Genomic DNA, 16,320 nt, shown 5'->3' with positions numbered 1-16,320 from the left:
ACCGTGACCCGCGCACTCATCATCGTCGACGTGCAGAACGACTTCTGCGAGGGCGGCTCGCTGGCGGTCGGCGGCGGCGCGTCCGTGGCGGCCGGCATCTCGCGGGCGCTGGCCGCGGGCGACTGGGACCACGTCGTGGCGACCAAGGACTACCACGTCGACCCGGGCGCCCATTTCGGCGATCCGCCGGACTTCGTCGACTCCTGGCCGGCGCACTGCGTGGTGGGGACCAGCGGCGCGGACTTCCACCCCGGCCTGGTCACCGACCGGGTGGAGGCGGTGTTTCACAAGGGGGCACACGCCGCCGCGTACTCCGGGTTCGAAGGCCACACCGACGACGGGCAGACCCTCGCGGACTGGTTGCGGGCCCGCGACGTGACCTCGGTCGACGTCGTGGGCATCGCCACGGACCATTGCGTACGGGCCACCGCCCTGGACGCAGCGGCCGCCGGTTTCGCCACCACGGTGCTGCTGGACCTGACCGCGGGTGTGGCGCCGGCCACCACCGAGGCCGCTCTGGAGCAGTTCCGGACCGCCTCGGTGGCCACAACCGGCACACCCGTGGTGACCTCCGTCTAAACCGGTTGGGGTTGTCGTACCCCGGGCGGAGACTGGCAGGTCGGAGGACAGGACCGACATGACACTCACGCCTTACCGGGAGACGCTCGCCCTGCGCGGGATGCGCTCGCTGCTCACCGTGGCGACCCTCGCCCGGATCCCCGTCACCGCCGGCCCGGTGGTCCTCACCCTGCACGTGGTGCAGGATCTGGGCCGCGGTTACGGCGCGGCCGGGCTGGTCGGGGCCGCGTTCACCATCGGCAGCTCGCTGGGCGCTCCCGTGCTGGGCCGCACCATGGACCGCCGCGGTCTGCGGCCGATCCTCGTGCTGACCACGATCGCCGAGGTCGCCTTCTGGGCGAGTGCGCAGGCCATGCCGTACTGGGCGATGCTGCTGGCCGCGGTGGTCGGCGGCTTCCTGACGCTGCCGGTGTTCGCGGTCGCGCGGCAGTCCATCGCGGCGCTCACCCCGGAGTCGCACCGGCTACCCGCGTTCGCGCTCGACTCGATCACCACGGAGTTGTCGTTCATGGCGGGCCCGGCGCTCGGGGTCTTCGTCGCCACGACCGCGGGCGCGCGGGCCGGCATGCTGGCGGTCGGGCTTGGCATCCTCGTCTCCGGGGTGGGCCTCTACCTGCTCAACCCCGCGACCCGCAGCGCCGACGAGGCGCCGGTCTCGGCGGGCCAGCGGGTGCCCCGGCGGTCCTGGCTCCGCCCGCAACTGGTGGCGGTGCTCGCGGTGACCGCGGCGGCCACGCTGGTGCTCAGCGGCACCGACGTGGCCGTGGTGGCGGTGCTGCGCTCTACCGGCGAGCTGGAATGGACCGGCGCGGTGCTGGGCCTGTGGGCGGCGTACTCGCTGCTGGGCGGCTTCGCGTACGGCACGGTGCGGCGCGGGCTGCCGCCGCTGGCGCTGTTCGCCCCGATGGCGCTGTTCACCATCCCCGTGGGCCTGGGCGGCGACCACTGGTGGCTGCTGGCGCTGATGCTCATCCCGGCGGGCGCGCTGTGCGCCCCCACGATCACCGCCACCGCCGACGTGGTGAGCCGGCTCGCCCCCGCCGCCGCCCGGGGTGAGGCGATGGGCCTACACAACTCGTCGCTGACCGTCGGCGTGGCACTGGGCGCGCCGCTGGCCGGCGTGGTGATGGACACCCTGTCGCCGCCGTGGGGGTTCGCCGCGGTCGGCATCGTCGGTGTGCTCGTGGCGCTGCTGGCCCTCCCCGCCCAGCTCCGCCACCACCGGTCACCAGGCCCGTCCCCCGAGGCGGCTGACGACCCCGCCACACCCACCGTCGACGCCGCAGCACCCGACCGCGCCATCGCCGGCAACTCCGCCGCAGCTAGGCCATCCACCACCGAGGAGGGGCGGGTCAGGGCAACGACCGAGCCCAGCGACACCGTCGACGTGGCGGGCACGGGTCGCGCCTGAGCACAGGCATCGGAGCGGCGGCGACGGTGAAGAATTCTGGTCAGCTCCGCACCCAAAGCCTTCAAGATCGCTGGGTCTGCCGGCGGAACGCGGGGTGGTGACGGCTACGGCCCGCCCCCGTGAGACGTGGGGCGGGCCGTGTGGCGTTGGGGATCAGGGCTTGTCGCGGTTGGTGCCGATGTCCTCGCTGTAGGTGGCGCCGCCGTTCGACTCGCTGGTCAGCGGCTTCGCGCCGCCCTCCGGCGGGCCGGCGACGGCCGTGGCCGCCAGCTCGGGGAACTTCTGGTCGAACGCCGGGCGCTCGGAGCGGATCCGCGGCATGCGGTCGAAGTTGCGCAGCGGCGGCGGGCAACTGGTCGCCCACTCCAGCGAGTTGCCGTGGCCCCACGGGTCGTCCACGGTGACCAGCTCGCCGACCTTGTACGACTTCCACACGTTGTAGATGAACGGCAGGGTCGACAGGCCGAGCACGAACGAGCCGATGGTCGAGAACGTGTTCAGGAACGTGAACCCGTCGCTGGCCAGGTAGTCCGCGTACCGGCGGGGCATGCCTTCGGTGCCGAGCCAGTGCTGCACCAGGAAGGTGCCGTGGAAGCCGAAGAACGTGAGCCAGAAATGCACCTTGCCGAGCCGGTCGTCGAGCATCCGGCCGAACATCTTCGGGAACCAGAAGTAGATGCCCGAGAACACCGCGAACACGATCGTGCCGAACAGCACGTAGTGGAAGTGCGCGATGACGAAGTACGAGTCGGACACGTGGAAGTCGATCGGCGGGGAGGCCAGCAGCACGCCGGACAGGCCGCCGAAGAGGAACGTTACGAGGAAGCCGAGCGCGAACATCATCGGCGTCTCGAAGCTGATCTGGCCGCGCCACATCGTGCCGATCCAGACGAAGAACTTCATGCCGGTCGGGACCGCGATGAGGAAGCTCAGGAAGCTGAAGAACGGCAGCAGCACCTGGCCGGTGACGAACATGTGGTGCGCCCACACGCTCATCGACAGCGCCGCGATCAGCAGGGTCGCCGACACCAGGCCCTTGTAGCCGAAGACCGGCTTGCGGCTGAACACCGGGATGACCTCGGTGATGATGCCGAAGAACGGCAGGGCGATGATGTACACCTCGGGGTGGCCGAAGAACCAGAACAGGTGCTGCCAGAGCATCGGGCCGCCGGTGGCGACGTCGAAGACGTGGGCACCCAGGACGCGGTCGGCGGCCAGAGCGAACAGCGCGGCGGCGAGGAACGGGAACACCATGATCACCAGGAGACTGGTGACCAGGATGTTCCAGGTCATGATCGGCATCCGGAACATCGTCATGCCGGGCGCGCGCAGCGTCAGGATCGTGGTGATCATGTTGACGCCACCGAGGATGGTGCCCAGGCCGGACAGGGCCAGGCCGACCACCCACATGTTGCCGCCCACCCCGGGCGAGTGCAGCCCGTCACTGAGCGGCGTGTACGCGAACCAGCCGAAGTCGGCCGCGCCGCCGGGGGTGATGAACCCGGCGATGGTGATCGTCCCGCCGAACAGGTACAGCCAGTACGCGAACGAGTTCAGCCGCGGGAACGCCACGTCCGGCGCGCCGATCTGGATCGGCACCACGAAGTTCGCGAACGCGAACACGATCGGGGTGGCGAAGAACAGCAGCATGATCGTGCCGTGCATGGTGAACAGCTGGTTGTACTGCTCCGGGGAGAGGAACTGCATCCCCGGCCGGGCCAGCTCGGCGCGCATCAGCAGCGCCATCAGACCACCCAGCATGAAGAACACGAACGACGTGATCATGTACATGATCCCGATCTGCTTCGCGTCCGTCGTGCGCAGGATCCGCGCGATCGCCGAACCCTTGACCTGCCGTCGGACCGGATAGGGCCGGGTCACGATCGGCTTCGGCGCAACGGTCGTCACGGATAGCCTCCGGTGTCTCGTTCGTCCCACTCAGTACGCGCGTACGGAATGGCGTACCTCGCTGGCAGAATAGTCCCCCGCCCGGCCCCTGCGGGCGCGGGGTGACCAAGTGCGCAGGTGCGGGTCACACCGGCGCGGCCAGTTCCCGGACGTGGTCCGCGAAGATCCGCCGTCCCCTCCTGCGCAGCATAGGGTCGCGCAACGCCGGGGGGACGTCCCGGGTCCGGTCGCGTTCCCGGGTCCGCTCGCGGACGTTGCCACAGCGGGGCCGGCGGCGCCGCTCGAACTCCGCCAGCGCGGCGGGGATGTCGTCCGGTCGGGTGCGCAGCACCTCGGCCAGCACCACCGCGTCCTCGAACGACATCGCCGCACCCTGCGCCAGCGTCGGCGCGGTGGCGTGCGCGGCGTCCCCGACCAGCAGCACGGGGCCGACGGACCAGCGCTCCAGCACCACCTCGTCGGTGCGCGCCACCTGCACCGTCTCGAGCGCTTCCAGCACCTCCGGCACCGGGCCGCCGTACCCGGCGAACACCTCGCGCATCCGGGCCCGGGCGTCCACCGGGCTCGGCGTGTCCGGCGCGACCGTCTCATCGGCGCAGCAGTACAGCCGCCGCCCGCCCATCGGCATCACGGCGAACGAGGCCCGCCGCCCCAGCAGGCCGGTCCACGCGCTGAGCGCCGGGCCACCGTTGACCACGCTGCGGTACACGACGTGACCCGTGGGGGTCGCGGGGCCGCCGAGCCCGACCCGGGCGCGGATCGTGGAACGGCGGCCGTCAGCGCCCACGACCAGGTCGTACTCGGCGACTCCGCCGTCGCTGAACTCGACCTTGGCGGCGCCCTCCACGATGGTCACGTCACGGACCGAGGTGGCGTACCGGACCTCGCCGCCGACCCCGCTGAGCAACACCCGCTGCAGCTCACCCCGCGACAGCGCCCGGCATTCGCCCACCCCGGCGAAGATCCCGGCGACGTCCAATTCGAACAGTTCACGGCCACTGGCGTCCAGGAACTGCTGGCGGAAGATCAGGTCGCCCAGCGGCTGCACCGGCGCGTCGAGCCCGAGCAGGCGCAGCGCCCGGGCGGCGTTGCCCGGCAGGAAGATGCCCGCCGCGGGCAGCACGCCCGCCGGCTGCTCCTCCACGATGTCGGGCCGGAAACCGGCGACCCGCAGAGCCCGGGCCACGGCGAGGCCCGCGATGCCGGCGCCCACGACCAGGATGCGCAGTGTCATCGGGGCACGCCTCCGAGGGGGGATGGCCACGCGTCGGAGCCAAGACACTACCCGTCGCCATCGGGACGCGATACCCACGCACGGGTGGAGCGGCAGGAGCGTCCGATTCATTCAAGACCCGGCGCGGACGGCCGCCGTAGCGTCGACCGCATGACACCGACCTTCAACCTGGTAGGCCTGGTGGTGGCGGACATGGCCGCCACGCTGGCCTTCTACCGCCGTCTCGGCCTGGGCATCCCGGCCGCCGCCGACACGGAACCGCACGTCGAGGCGGAGCTGGGCGGCGGCCTGCGCATCGCCTGGGACACCCACGAGGTGATCCGCTCCTTCGACCCGGGCTTCGCCCCGGGCGCGGGCAGCGGCCGGATCAGTCTCGCGTTCCGGTGCGCCGGACCGGCCGAGGTGGACGATACGTACGCCGCGCTGGTGGCGGCCGGGCACACCGGACACAAGGAGCCCTGGGACGCGTTCTGGGGGCAGCGCTACGCGGTCGTACTCGACCCCGACGGCAACTCCGTGGACCTGTTCGCCCCGCTACCCGGCTGACCGGCACCGCTCAACTGACCAGGGTGCCGAGCGGCACCCCGGCCAGGGCCCGCACGTCACGGCACAGGTGGGCCTGGTCGGCGTATCCGGCGAGCGCGGCCACCTCGGCGAACCGGCGGCCGCCCGCGGCCAGCGCCAGGGCCCGCCGCAGGCGCAGGATCCGGCCCAGGGCCTTCGGGCCGTACCCGAAACCGGCCTGGCAGCGGCGGTGCAGCTGGCGAGGGCTCAGCGCGAGCGTCTCCGCCAGCGCCGCGACCGGCCGCCCGGCCCGCGCGCCCGCCGCGAGCGCGACCAGTGCCGGGTCGGGGCCGCGCCAGCGGCGCCGCACGGCCGCCCGGCGGGGTCACCGCGCGCCACGCGACGACGAGCGGATGGATCGAGGACGGAGCCTGCGCGTACATGTGGCGACCCTCGCACAGGGGTCGGACAATGCGGGGGTGAGCGATCGCCTCGACGAATATCGCCGCAAGCGGGACCCCCGGCGCACCCCCGAACCTGTACCCGCGCAAGGCCCCCGGCCGGGCCCGGGCGGCCGGTTCGTGATCCAGCAGCACCACGCCCGCAGCCTGCACTGGGACGTGCGGCTGGAGCGCGACGGCGTGCTCGTGTCGTTCGCGGTGCCCCGCGGCCTGCCGCGCGACTCCACCCACAACAACCTGGCCAAGCACACCGAGGACCATCCGCTGGAGTACCTCGACTTCGCCGGGGAGATCCCGGCCGGTGAGTACGGCGGCGGCCGGATGCTCATCCACGACCGCGGCACGTACACGTCGGACAAGTGGCGCGACGACGAGATCGGGGTGACGTTCCACGGTGAGCGCACCTCCGGCCGGTACGTGTTCTTCCAGACCGGGGGCGCAGACTGGATGGTCCGCCGGATGGACCCGCCGGAGCCGGGCTGGCAGCCTATGCCGGAGTCGGTCGCGCCGATGCTGGCCGCCCCGGGCGCCCGGCTGCCCGCCGACGACGCGGCCTGGGGCTACGAGCTGAGCTGGGGCGGGCGCCGCACGCTCGCCTTCGTCTCGGGTGGGCGGGTCCGGCTGGGCTCGGACACCTCGGCGGACGTCACGTCGTGGTATCCGGAGCTGCGTGCGCTGGGCGCCGCGCTGGCGCCCACCGAGGTGGTGCTCGACGGGGAGATCGTCGCGTTCGACGGGTCGGCCCCGTCGGCGGCGCTGCTGGGAAGGCGGACCGCACCGCGCGACTCCGCCGCCGCGCGCCGGGCCGCCGAGCGCACCCCGGTGCAGTTCCTCGCGTACGACCTGCTGTGGCTGGAGGGGCGCGCCACCACCGAGTCGGTCGGGTACGCCCAGCGCCGGGAGCTGCTGGAGGGGCTCTCGGTGGCCGGGGCGCACTGGCAGACACCGCCGTACTTCCCCGGGGGCGGGCAGTTCGCGTGCGAGGCCGCGGCGGCGCAGGGGCTCGACGGGGTGGTGGCCAAGCGGCTGGACTCGCCGTACCTGCCGGGACGTCGCAGCCGCCGGTGGCTGTGGATCCGCGGCGGGTGAGGCGGCGGTAGGCGTCCCCGGCGTACCCATCGGAGAACGCCCGTGCCGCGTGACCCTAGGCGACGAAGCGGGCGCGGCGGCGGCGCGCGGCCAGCACCCCCACCACACCGGTGCCGAGCAACAGCAGGCCGAGCGCACCGATCAACACGGTCACGGGACCGGTGGTCGGCAGGCGCCCGCCCTCCGAGCCCTCGACGACGCGGACCTTGCTGGTGCCGGTGATCGGCGCCACTTCCTTGGCGGAGAACGTGATGGTCACCGTCCCGGTGTCGCCGGGCCTGGCGGTCCGGTCGGCTTTCACCACCACGGGCAGGTACTGCTCGATCGTCTCGCCTTCGAACGTCAGGTCCCGCGGATCGGTGCAGACGACCCGGGTCGGTGAGGGTTGGACGCAGTCGCCGCCGCCGACCGTGCTCGGGGTGATCCGGACCCCGGTGACCCCGCGCAGGTCGTAGCTGACCTTCACGTCTGTCACCTTCGCCAGCTTGTCCGGGCCCGTGGACCAGACGTTCGGCCCCAGCAGATCGATGGCGGTGCCGCCCACGGGCACCTCGATGTCCGGGAAGGAGACCGAGACCGGGCCCCGGTGCACGCCGTCGGCCAGGGCCGGGCCCGCCCCGGCGGCGAGGAGGACGCCGGCCACCGCCAGCACGCCCGTCAGGCGCCGCACGGACAGATACCGCATCGACAGTCCCCTCACAGTCCGTGGATCAGGCCGGCGCAGCGTACTCGCGGCGATCGATCTCTTGTCAATCCCGACCTCACCCCGTCAGAAGATCACTACGGAACGCAGCACCCCGCCGGTGTGCATCCTGGCGAACGCCTCCTCCACCTGATCCAGGCGGATCTCCTCGCTGACGAACGCGTCGAGATCGAGGCGGCCTTGCCGGTACAACTCGGTGAGCAGCGGAAAGTCACGGGTGGGCAGGCAGTCGCCGTACCAGCTGGACTTCAGGGCGCCGCCGCGGCCGAACACGTCCAGCAGGGGCAGTTCGATGGTCATCTCCGGGGTGGGCACCCCGACCAGCACCAGGGTGCCGGCGAGGTCACGGGCGTAGAACCCCTGCCGGTACGTCTCGGGCCGCCCGACGGCCTCGACCACGACGTCGGCGCCGTGGCCACCAGTGAGCGCCCGGACCGCCTCGACCACGTCGCCCGCGCGGGCGTCGATCGTGTGGGTGGCGCCGAACCGGCGGGCCCACTCCAGCTTCCGTTCGTCGGTGTCGATCGCGATGATCGTGGTGGCTCCGGCCAGGGCCGCGCCCGCGATCGCGCCGTCGCCGACCCCGCCGCATCCGATCACGGCGACGGAGTCGCCGCGGGTCACCCCGCCGGTGTTGATCGCGGCGCCGATCCCGGCCATCACGCCGCAGCCGAGCAGCCCCACCGCGGCGGGGCGGGCCGCCGGGTCCACCTTGGTGCACTGCCCGGCGTGCACCAGCGTCTTCTCCACGAACGCGCCGATGCCCAGCGCCGGCGACAGCACGGTCCCGTCCGTCAGGGTCATCTTCTGCGCGGCGTTGTGGGTGGCGAAGCAGTACCAGGGGCGGCCGCGGCGGCAGGCGCGGCAGTCGCCGCAGACCGCGCGCCAGTTCAGGACGACGAAGTCGCCGGGGGCCACGTCCGTGACCCCCGTGCCCACCTCCTCCACGATCCCGGCGGCCTCGTGACCGAGCAGGAACGGGAAGTCGTCGTTGATGCCACCCTCGCGATAGTGCAGGTCGGTGTGGCACACCCCGCAAGCCTGGATCCGTACGACCGCTTCGCCCGGACCGGGGTCGGGGACGACGATCGTGGCGACCTCGACGGGGGCACCCTTGGCCCGGGCGATGACTCCGTTGACTCGCTGGCTCATCCGCCCACCTTGCCACCCGCCCCCGACCGGTGGCAGCGCCGCGCCGCCGGAGTCCGCGGCCGTTCAGCCGGTGGGCGGCTCGTCCCGGCCGGCCTCCTCGGCCTTGTCCGCTTCCTCCTTGGTCTTGTGCACCGCGCCGTCGGCGTGCTCCGGCGGGCCGTACACGGTGTACAGGACCATCGGGTTCGGGCCCGCGTTGGTGAAGTTGTGCTTCGTGCCGGCGGGCACGACCACCAGGTCGCCCTGGGCCACCTTGCGCTTCTGCCCGCCGACCTTGGCCTCGCCGACGCCGCTGACGAACGTGAGGATCTGGTCCACCTCGTGGACCTCCTCGCCGATCTCGCCGTCCGGCGGGATCGTCATGACGACGAGCTGGGTGTGCTTGCCGGTCCACAGCACCCGGCGGAAGTCCGGGCTCTGCTCGGCCACGGTGGCGATCGTGAAATGTTCCATGCCGGGCCGCATACCCCGATCAGCGCCGGTTCGAACGCCGTACCCGGGGCGGGGGCCGCAGCGCGTCGACCGGTTCGGGGCGTCCCACCAGGTAGCCCTGCACGTAGTCGACGCCGAATTCGCGCAGCATCCGCAGCGTCGGCTCGTCCTGCACGAACTCGGCGACCGTGTGGATCCCGTACGCCTGGCAGACCTGGACGAGTGCCCGCACCAGGACCTGGTCCTGCGGGCTGTGCACCAGGTTGACGACGTACTCGCCGTCGATCTTCACCAGGTCGATGGGGAGCAGCCGCAGGTAGCGGAACGAGGCGTAACCGGAGCCGAAGTCGTCCAGCGCCAGCTCGCAGCCGAGGTCGCGGACCCGGTCGGCGAAGTGCCGGGCCTCGCTGAGGTTGCCGATCAGCGCGGTCTCGGTGATCTCGAAGGTGAGCTGCTCCGGGTTCACCTCGTACCGTTTGATCAGGCCCTCGACCTCGGCGGTCAGCCGCGGGTCGCCGACCGAGCGCCCGGAGAGGTTGATCTGCAGGTTCAGGTCGTCGCGCTCGGCGGCCAGCTGCATCGCCCGCTCGACCACCCACAGGTCGATGTCGTACACGGCGTCGAGGCGCTCCGCGGTGTCCAGCACCTGGATCGGCGACTGCGGGCCGCCGGTCTCGTCGAGCACCCGCAGCAGCAGCTCGTACCGGGCGACCGCGTTGGTCTGCAGCTCGACGATGGGCTGGGCGACCAGGCTGAACCGGTCCGTGCCCAGCGCGTCGGCCACCCGGTCCCGGTAGGTGCCCTGCCGGTCGCGCGCCGGCACCGGCTGCGGGACCGGGGTGAGCGGGCGGTCGGACCCGCGGCCCTGCCGCCACGCGTGCTCGGCGTCGATGAGCAGGTCGTGGCTGCCCGCCTCGGCACCGGGGTGGAAGCGGACCAGCCCGGCCCAGGCGCGGGCCCGCAGCCACGCGTCCGGCAGCACGAACGGGTGCGCGCGCAGCGCCTCGACGAACAGCTGCGCCTGGCGCCGGGCCAGGGTCCAGGACACCCCGGCCAGCAGCACCCCGATCTCGTGCGGGCCGACCCGGCCGAGCAGGTCTTCGGGACGGACCAGACCTTCGAGTACGCGCGCGGCACGGTGCAGCAGCTCGGCGTGGCGTTCGGGGGCGATGCCCTCGCCGTCGCCGCGGTGCTGGCCGGGTACGTCGTCGTGGCCCTCGCCGCGCTCGGTGGTGCGCAGCTGACCGCGCATGCCCTCCTGGCCGTCGGCGCGGTCGGTGCGCTCGGTCATGCCGCGGTCGGGCTGGATCCGGACGACGAGCAGCGCGCCTCCGCCCCGGCGCAGCGCGCGGTCCACCTCGTCGGCGAAGCGCGCCCGGTTGAGCAGCCCGGTGGCCGGGTCACGCTCGATGACCGAGGCCAGCACGGTCTCGCCGCGGCGGCTGAGCCGGTCCACTTCGCGCCGGGCCCGCTCCCGCGCGGAGACGTCACGCAGCGTGCCGCGTACGCCGGTGATGCCGCCGTCGGGCCCGGTGGTGGGTTCGAGGCGGCAATCCACGTCGAACCAGCCACCGTCGGCGCGCATCAGCCGGACCGTGATGCGCACGGACTCACGGCTGGTCCAGGCGCGGGTGATCGCGGCGAGCGCGCGGGCGTGGTCGTCGCGGTGCACGTACCGGGCGAGGACCTGCTGGCTGATCTGGTTACCGGTGGGCGGGCGGCCGAGCAGGGCACGCAGGCCCTCCGACCAGACGATCGTGTCCCCGGCGACGGTGTAGGAGAACCAGACCGGCTCGTCGGTGACCGAGGCCAGCTCGACCGCACCGCCGTTGTCGGCGGCATGGGGGCGGCGGGCACGCCGGTCGCGCAGCGCGCGCGGGCGCGGCACGCGCTCATCGGCTGCCGTCATGCGCCCCCCACCTCCCGGCTCGGCTGACCCCTGGACTATTACGACCCGTCACGCGCCTTCTGTAACAGGTATCGGTGTCAACAATGTTTTTGCATGCCATCCAACAAATTGATGGCCTGCCTCTTCTCCACTTATCAGAGAGTGAAAATAGCCGATCAGGCGACCGCCCGCAGCGGCGGAGGGGCGTCATATCTGACAACTTCCATGACGGATAGTCACTGCCCGTGGCTATTGTGGAACCTACTGCGACGCTTACCCCGAAAGTGCTTGCGAGATGCACGCGCCGCACCCGCCCGGGCGCGCACCGTGATCAAAAACCGGCATCGGGCGGTCGCGTACCGCACCGGGCACCCGCCGCACCGGCTCCGCACGACGCCGCGGCCCGGCTCCGGGTGGGAGCCGGGCCGCCGGGACGCCCTGCCTCGTCAGGCGGCGCCCACGATCAGGGGAAGTGCATGCGGCGCGGCCGCGGAATGACCGGTGGAGGCAGTGGCAGGTCGGCGAGATGGTTCCAGTTCAGCGTGCCGTTGTCGGTCGACTTGATCTCGCCGAGGCAGGCGCGGAGCAGACCGAGGTTCGGCGCTCCGGCGTAACCTGCGATGACGACATCCGGCCGGGGCTCGATCCGGGAGATCGCGGCGCAGATCTTCGCCACCTCGCGCTCGTCGACCGCGTCCAGCGGCAACGGTGCCTCTGTCTGCGAGCGGAGCCACGGCGGCCCGAACCGGCGCAACAGCTCCCGGGCGAGGCGGCCGAACGAACGACCGACCTCGGCGTCGCCCATGGACACCCGGGCGGACTGGCCGTAGCACCACGGCACGAGGACGTGCCCGTTGATCAGTACGAGCTGGTAGACCGACTTCGGCACACTGATGATCTCGGCGCCGGGCAGAGTGCCGAGGAAGAGCACCAGCTCCTCGTACGGCAATGGCCAACGCGGGTTGGCAAGAACGCGTTCCGCGGCCTGTGCGGTGGCGGGGCGGGCAGTGACCTCGCGTTCGATCGCGGTACTCAATGCCTCCGGCACCCGGGTCCAGATCTCGGCGGCGACCTTGTCGCCGAACTGCTCGACCACCCACTCGCTCGGACCGACCAGAACGTCTGGACGCATAGGGCACCACCACCGTCCGTGTCGCTGGCGCTACTGGCTTGAGAGTTTCACCATCAGAGATCGACAGGAAGAGGATTCCGTCGGGATCTCAAAAACATCGGTGAATGAAACCCCGGCAGCATCTGCAAAGCCTTGCGACACCATTGGATCAGCAGGTCAGCCACCCAGAGACAGGCAACTCGCACGGCGAACCGCTCGTGCAAGTTGCATGCCAGATCGTGGATCAGTCCTGTATCTGACAGTAGAGGCCGCCCGTATTTCGGGACGGTGACACGGATGCAAACACCCGTGCACCACAACCTGCACACCGGCGCATCGTCCGTCGACCACGAGTGTCCCCTGTGGTCGGCCCTGCGAATCCAGACTCCCCCGAATACGCCATGCCAACCCCGGAAACTGTGGGGCCGACCGAGCTCTGTCCACTCGCGGTCGAAATTCGATTCCCCCACCAAGCCGTTGCAGCACGGCGTGGCCGCCGTTCACCGGCAGAACCGGGTGGGGTCAGCCCGGGGATGCCGGAACGGTCACCGTGGCGAGGTGGGCGAGCATCGCCTGGTTCGCCTCCCAGCCGTCCGGGAATTTCACCGGCACCCCGAGCTGGACCGGCTCGGTGTGCGGATGGGCGTCGAGCAGCTCGGCGATCCCGGCCCGGGCCACCATCACGCAGGCGTGCCGGTGCCGGGAGGCCAGTACGCACAGCCGGCCCGATTCGAGGTGGAAGGCGGTGGCGTCGCGGCGCCCGGACAGCGGATGCAGCACCACGGTGAGGTCGTACTCGCGGCCCTGCAGGCGGTTGGCCGTGTCCACGGTGACCCCGGCGGCTGCGGGCGGCAGCGCGGCGCGGATCGCGGCCACCTGGTCGCGGTGCGCGGCGCCGATGGCGACGCGTTCGGGGCTCAGGGGGGCGGTGCCGGACTCGGCGGTGGTGACCGCGTCGCGGGCCAGCGCGCGGGCGGCCAGCCCCGCGCAGGCCGCGGCAGCCTCGGCGTCGGTGCGTACGGTGAAGCGGGCGGGCAGTTCGTGGAGCCCCCAGCCGGTGGCGGCGGCCGTGTCGAGGACCGGGTCGAGCGCGGTGGCGGCGGGCTGGGCGAACGCGAGGGTGCGCTCGGCGGGGCCGGTGCCCGACCGGAACCCGGTGAACGGGTAGAACGCCTCGGCCACCACGGGCGCTGCGGAGGCGGGCAGCCGCCAGGACACCGGCAGCCGGTGCACCGGCAGGTGGGGATTGTGCCGCAGCAGCACCGCGACCGCGCTCTGCAGGGGATCCCAGGACAGCCCGGTCCAGCGGTCCACCTCGACCGTGGCGAACGGGTCGAGCTGGCCCGGGTCGCCGACGAACAGCGCGCGCTCGAACCGCGGGGCCACACGCAGCAGGGCGTCGGAGCGCATCTGGTACGCCTCGTCGACGATCGCCCACGCCCACGTGCCGTCGGTGACGGTGGCCCACTTGGCGGCGGTGCCGATCGTGACCGCGGGGCCGTCGAGGTCGGCGACCTTCGCGCCGACCCGGCAGGCGGGGTGGGCGCGCACCCGCTCCGACGGGGCGTAGTCGACCGCGGAGAGGCGGCCGACCCGTACCTCGGGCGCGGCCGCGCCCAGCCGGGCGATGAGGTCGTCGACCTGCTCGTTGGTCTGCGCCACGATCATCAGCGGGGCGCCCGCACCGGCCAGCTCGGCGGCGGCCCGGACCACGAGGGTGCTCTTGCCCGCGCCGGGTGGCGAGTCGACCACGACACCGCGATGACCGGTGGTGGCGAGGTCGTGGAGCACATCCGCGACGACGCGGGCGGCCTCGGCCGCGGGCGTCTGCGCAGGAGCGTGGACCGGCATCGCAGCACGGTAGCAAGGCGCCGCCGACACGGAATTCATGCTGAATTCACTATGTAACTCTAAGGAAATATTTCGCTACGCTAGGTGAATGATGGTATTCACGTCGCCGGGTGTGACGGTGGACGGCGTCTACCGGCCGATCCTGCGACCGCGCCGGGGCGAGTTCACGGCCTTGCACCACTTGGACACCGAGGCCGCCAAGCAGGTCACCCCGATCGTCGAACTGCGCGGCGAGGACCTGCCCCGCCTGGTCAAGGCCCTGCCGCCGCGCACCGGCGCGCTCGCGGTCGACCTCGACCCGTTCATGCCCTCACCCGTGGAGCTCGCCCTGCGGCTCGACGACCTCGGCGTGGCCATGCTGCCCGTGCTCCGGGCGTACGACAGCGACCGCCGGCTGAGCGAGAACGGCCTGGCCGCCCGCGTCCGCCTGCACCGCGCGCTCCTGCGCCTGCAACCCCACATCGACGCGACCAACCCGGTCGCGGCCACCGCGACCACCGACCGGCTGCTGTGCGGCGCCGGACTAGATCATGAGTGTGTCGACCTCATCGTCGACCTGGCCGAGACCGCCTGCGCCGCCGACGCCGACCGGTTCGTCGAGCAGGCCCGGCACGTCCTGCGGTGGGCGCATGGGCGGCCCTGGCGGTCGATCACGGTCGCCGCGGGCGCCATGCCGCCCAATCTGGACGACCTGCCCACCGACCGGCCGGTCGCGGTCCACCGGCTCGACGCGCGGGTCTGGGCCCGTTTGGCGGAGCCGGGCGTGGGGTACGCCGACTACGGGGTGACCTCTCCGGTGCGACGGCTCGGCGTACAGCATCACCGGCAGCTGCCGACGCTGCGGTACACCACGGACCAGGCATGGTGGATCTACCGCTGGGCACGGCGCGGCGGGCGCAGCGACGACCGCTGCTACGACCTGTGCCGGACCCTCGTCCGTTCACCGCACTGGCCCGCCCAGGGCGCCCGGTTCTCCTGGGGCGACGCCCAGATCGCCCAGCGCGCCCGGACGGCCCGCGGCGCGGGTAGCTCCGCCAGCTGGATCGGATGGAGCACGTCGCACCACATCGCACACGTCCTGCACACGCTGGCACGTATCCCAGCCCGGGAATCAGTCGTACGTTTGTACTAATGCTGCTCGACGCCGCCCTCGCGTACGCCCGGCACGGCATCCCGGTCCTGCCGGTGCACACCCCTGCGGCCGACGGCACCTGCTCATGCGCCCGCCAGCCCTGCGACCGGCCCGGCAAGCACCCCCGCCTGCGGCGCGGCCTGTCCGACGCCAGCCTCGACCCCCGGCGCATCGAACTGTGGTGGTCACGCTGGCCCGACGCCAACGTCGGGCTGCGCACCGGCGTGATCATGGACGTGGCCGACGTGGACACGGCGGCGGGCTGGCACGGCCTGCGCCACCTGCTCGGCGACGCGATCCCCGCCGGGCCCCGGGTCCGCACGGGCGGCGGCGGCTGGCATCTGTGGTTCGCACCCACCGGGTACGGCAACCGTGTGCGGCTGCTGCCTGGTGTGGACTGGCGCGGCGCGGGCGGGTACGTGCTGGCCCCGCCGTCCCGGCACGCCTGCGGGCGGCCGTACGTGTGGGAGTCCCGGCCCGGCGCCGCCCTGCCCGCCGGGCCCGCGGTGCTGCGGGCTCTGATCGCCGGCCCGCCGCTGCCGCCCCGGCCCCGCGCCCCGGTCACCGACCCGGACCGGTACGCGGCCGCCGCGCTCGACGCCGAGGCTCAGCGGGTGGCCCGCGCCGAGGCAGGCGCCCGCAACGACACGCTGAACCGGGCCGCGTTCGCGCTCGGCCGCCTGGTCGGCGCGGGCCTGCTCGACGCCGGTACGGTCGCCCGCGAGCTGACCCTCGCCGCCCGCCACGCGGGACTGGGCCGGGTGGAGATCCGCCGCACCATCCACTCCGGGCTCACCGCGGGCCGCCGCCAGCCCGCCGATCGGGGCCCGAAGCGCAGCTGACGTCGACCGCCGCTCAGGCCTGC

At 72.5% G+C, this 16,320-nt stretch carries 14 protein-coding genes and 1 pseudogene; 6 read left to right on the top strand and 9 right to left on the bottom strand.

What is annotated here, in order from left to right:
- Positions 1-3 precede the first annotated feature (3 nt).
- The gene (locus ACMCNO_RS07330) at positions 4-579 is read left to right on the top strand and encodes an isochorismatase family protein (protein WP_412748645.1); all 576 of its coding nucleotides are present in this window, start codon (positions 4-6) and stop codon (positions 577-579) included.
- 58 nt (positions 580-637) lie between these two features.
- Positions 638-1,990, top strand: a complete 1,353-nt coding sequence (locus ACMCNO_RS07325; RefSeq protein ID WP_412748644.1) for an MFS transporter — start codon at positions 638-640, stop codon at positions 1,988-1,990.
- A gap of 153 nt (positions 1,991-2,143) precedes the next feature.
- On the opposite strand, the gene ctaD is transcribed toward ACMCNO_RS07325, so the two are convergent.
- Both ctaD and ACMCNO_RS07315 read right to left on the bottom strand, forming a co-directional pair.
- Complete coding sequence (gene ctaD, locus ACMCNO_RS07320) at positions 2,144-3,898, bottom strand: cytochrome c oxidase subunit I (protein WP_412748643.1); 1,755 nt, start codon at positions 3,896-3,898, stop codon at positions 2,144-2,146.
- A 124-nt stretch (positions 3,899-4,022) separates the two neighbouring features.
- Positions 4,023-5,132, bottom strand: coding sequence for an FAD-dependent monooxygenase (locus tag ACMCNO_RS07315; protein WP_412748642.1), 1,110 nt, complete (start codon positions 5,130-5,132; stop codon positions 4,023-4,025).
- Positions 5,133-5,282: 150 nt separating this feature from the next.
- Between ACMCNO_RS07315 and ACMCNO_RS07310 the strand changes: the two genes are divergently transcribed.
- Positions 5,283-5,678 (top strand): VOC family protein, encoded by a 396-nt coding sequence (locus ACMCNO_RS07310; RefSeq protein WP_412748641.1) that lies wholly within the window; start codon positions 5,283-5,285, stop codon positions 5,676-5,678.
- 10 nt (positions 5,679-5,688) lie between these two features.
- Here ACMCNO_RS07310 and ACMCNO_RS07305 read toward each other — a convergent pair.
- Positions 5,689-6,012: pseudogene (locus ACMCNO_RS07305) on the bottom strand (helix-turn-helix domain-containing protein); the annotation flags it as partial.
- Between the two features lie 103 nt (positions 6,013-6,115).
- On the opposite strand from ACMCNO_RS07305, the gene ACMCNO_RS07300 reads away from it, so the two are divergent.
- On the top strand, positions 6,116-7,186 hold the full coding sequence (locus ACMCNO_RS07300) for a DNA polymerase ligase N-terminal domain-containing protein (protein ID WP_412748640.1): 1,071 nt from the start codon (positions 6,116-6,118) through the stop codon (positions 7,184-7,186).
- Positions 7,187-7,241: 55 nt separating this feature from the next.
- Here ACMCNO_RS07300 and ACMCNO_RS07295 read toward each other — a convergent pair whose 3' ends face one another.
- The 6 genes from ACMCNO_RS07295 to ACMCNO_RS07270 form a co-directional block, all read right to left on the bottom strand.
- Positions 7,242-7,871 carry a hypothetical protein gene (locus tag ACMCNO_RS07295; RefSeq protein ID WP_412748639.1) on the bottom strand — a complete coding sequence of 210 codons (630 nt, stop codon included), beginning with the start codon at positions 7,869-7,871 and terminating at the stop codon, positions 7,242-7,244.
- Between the two features lie 84 nt (positions 7,872-7,955).
- Positions 7,956-9,041, bottom strand: a complete 1,086-nt coding sequence (locus ACMCNO_RS07290) for an S-(hydroxymethyl)mycothiol dehydrogenase (protein ID WP_412748638.1) — start codon at positions 9,039-9,041, stop codon at positions 7,956-7,958.
- 63 nt (positions 9,042-9,104) lie between these two features.
- A complete protein-coding gene (locus tag ACMCNO_RS07285; protein WP_412748637.1) occupies positions 9,105-9,494 on the bottom strand; it encodes a cupin domain-containing protein in 390 nt (129 codons plus the stop codon).
- Between the two features lie 19 nt (positions 9,495-9,513).
- Entirely contained in the window at positions 9,514-11,382 is a 1,869-nt protein-coding gene (locus ACMCNO_RS07280) for an EAL domain-containing protein (protein WP_412748636.1), read from the bottom strand.
- A gap of 442 nt (positions 11,383-11,824) precedes the next feature.
- Complete coding sequence (locus ACMCNO_RS07275) at positions 11,825-12,493, bottom strand: hypothetical protein (RefSeq protein ID WP_412748635.1); 669 nt, start codon at positions 12,491-12,493, stop codon at positions 11,825-11,827.
- A 501-nt stretch (positions 12,494-12,994) separates the two neighbouring features.
- Positions 12,995-14,323, bottom strand: coding sequence for an AAA family ATPase (locus ACMCNO_RS07270; RefSeq protein ID WP_412748634.1), 1,329 nt, complete (start codon positions 14,321-14,323; stop codon positions 12,995-12,997).
- 88 nt (positions 14,324-14,411) lie between these two features.
- On the opposite strand from ACMCNO_RS07270, the gene ACMCNO_RS07265 reads away from it, so the two are divergent.
- Both ACMCNO_RS07265 and ACMCNO_RS07260 read left to right on the top strand, forming a co-directional pair.
- Entirely contained in the window at positions 14,412-15,455 is a 1,044-nt protein-coding gene (locus ACMCNO_RS07265) for a beta family protein (protein WP_412748633.1), read from the top strand.
- Entirely contained in the window at positions 15,455-16,297 is an 843-nt protein-coding gene (locus ACMCNO_RS07260; RefSeq protein ID WP_412748632.1) for a bifunctional DNA primase/polymerase, read from the top strand. The genes ACMCNO_RS07265 and ACMCNO_RS07260 overlap by 1 nt, the downstream gene beginning before the upstream one ends.
- The last annotated feature ends 23 nt before the right edge of the window (positions 16,298-16,320 follow it).

The organism is Krasilnikovia sp. M28-CT-15 (genome assembly GCF_047159595.1).
Taxonomy (GTDB): Bacteria; Actinomycetota; Actinomycetes; order Mycobacteriales; family Micromonosporaceae; genus Actinoplanes.
Note: the sequence above shows the minus strand (reverse complement) of the source record. Positions and strands in the feature narration are given on the sequence as shown.

Excerpts from the sequence above, each read along its gene's own strand:
- ACMCNO_RS07325 (WP_412748644.1), top strand. The coding sequence starts at position 638 with ATGACACTCACGCCTTACCGGGAGACGCTCGCCCTGCGCGGGATGCGC.
- ACMCNO_RS07315 (WP_412748642.1), bottom strand. The coding sequence starts at position 5,132 with ATGACACTGCGCATCCTGGTCGTGGGCGCCGGCATCGCGGGCCTCGCC.
- ACMCNO_RS07310 (WP_412748641.1), top strand. The coding sequence starts at position 5,283 with ATGACACCGACCTTCAACCTGGTAGGCCTGGTGGTGGCGGACATGGCC.
- ACMCNO_RS07295 (WP_412748639.1), bottom strand. The coding sequence starts at position 7,871 with ATGCGGTATCTGTCCGTGCGGCGCCTGACGGGCGTGCTGGCGGTGGCC.
- ACMCNO_RS07290 (WP_412748638.1), bottom strand. The coding sequence starts at position 9,041 with ATGAGCCAGCGAGTCAACGGAGTCATCGCCCGGGCCAAGGGTGCCCCC.
- ACMCNO_RS07285 (WP_412748637.1), bottom strand. The coding sequence starts at position 9,494 with ATGGAACATTTCACGATCGCCACCGTGGCCGAGCAGAGCCCGGACTTC.
- ACMCNO_RS07280 (WP_412748636.1), bottom strand. The coding sequence starts at position 11,382 with ATGACGGCAGCCGATGAGCGCGTGCCGCGCCCGCGCGCGCTGCGCGAC.
- ACMCNO_RS07275 (WP_412748635.1), bottom strand. The coding sequence starts at position 12,493 with ATGCGTCCAGACGTTCTGGTCGGTCCGAGCGAGTGGGTGGTCGAGCAG.
- ACMCNO_RS07270 (WP_412748634.1), bottom strand. The coding sequence starts at position 14,323 with ATGCCGGTCCACGCTCCTGCGCAGACGCCCGCGGCCGAGGCCGCCCGC.
- ACMCNO_RS07265 (WP_412748633.1), top strand. The coding sequence starts at position 14,412 with ATGATGGTATTCACGTCGCCGGGTGTGACGGTGGACGGCGTCTACCGG.
- ACMCNO_RS07260 (WP_412748632.1), top strand. The coding sequence starts at position 15,455 with ATGCTGCTCGACGCCGCCCTCGCGTACGCCCGGCACGGCATCCCGGTC.